We start from the raw sequence: 717 nt of genomic DNA on the forward strand, positions 1-717 counted from the left end.
AATGAAGTCGCTTTGAAATTGAATTACCATCCAGCTAGCGAGAAAGTTCAAGCGTTAGATGAAAAGATTCTACTTTTAAGGCCGGCTTTTCAATACAGCGATAATATTGCTAAAGAGTATGAAAACAAATTCAAGAATCAAACTGCGCTCAAGGTTGAACAGATTTTGCAAAATCAGGGCTATAAGGTTATTAATGTAGATAGCAGTGATAAAGACGATCTTTCTTTTGCGCAAAAAAAAGAAGGGTATTTGGCCGTCGCTATGAGTGGCGAAATTGTTTTACGCCCCGATCCTAAAAGAACCATACAGAAAAAATCAGAACCTGGGTTATTATTCTCCACTGGTTTGGATAAAATGGAAGGGGTTTTAATCCCGGCTGGGTTTATCAAGGTTACCATATTAGAGCCTATGAGTGGGGAATCTTTGGATTCTTTTACGATGGATTTGAGCGAGTTGGACATCCAGGAAAAATTCTTAAAAACCACCCATTCAAGCCATAGCGGGGGGTTAGTTAGCACTATGGTTAAGGGAACGGATAATTCTAATGATGCGATTAAGAGTGCTTTGAATAAGATTTTTGCAAATATCATGCAAGAAATAGACAAAAAACTCACTCAAAAGAATTTAGAATCTTATCAAAAAGACGCCAAGGAATTGAAGAACAAGAGAAACCGATAAAAACAAATACGTGCAAGAGAACGCTTGAACAAACTGCTT

At 37.4% G+C, this 717-nt stretch carries 1 protein-coding gene; it reads left to right on the top strand.

Going from position 1 to position 717, the window contains the following annotated elements; all coding sequences use genetic code 11:
- Window positions 1-678 (top strand): flagellar sheath lipoprotein HpaA (gene hpaA, locus IEY78_RS35320; protein WP_189104821.1); only part of this gene is annotated, 678 nt, incomplete at its 5' end.
- Window positions 679-717: the final 39 nt, after the last annotated feature.

Source organism: Streptomyces kronopolitis (assembly GCF_014646275.1).
Classification (GTDB): domain Bacteria; phylum Actinomycetota; class Actinomycetes; order Streptomycetales; family Streptomycetaceae; genus Streptomyces; species Streptomyces kronopolitis.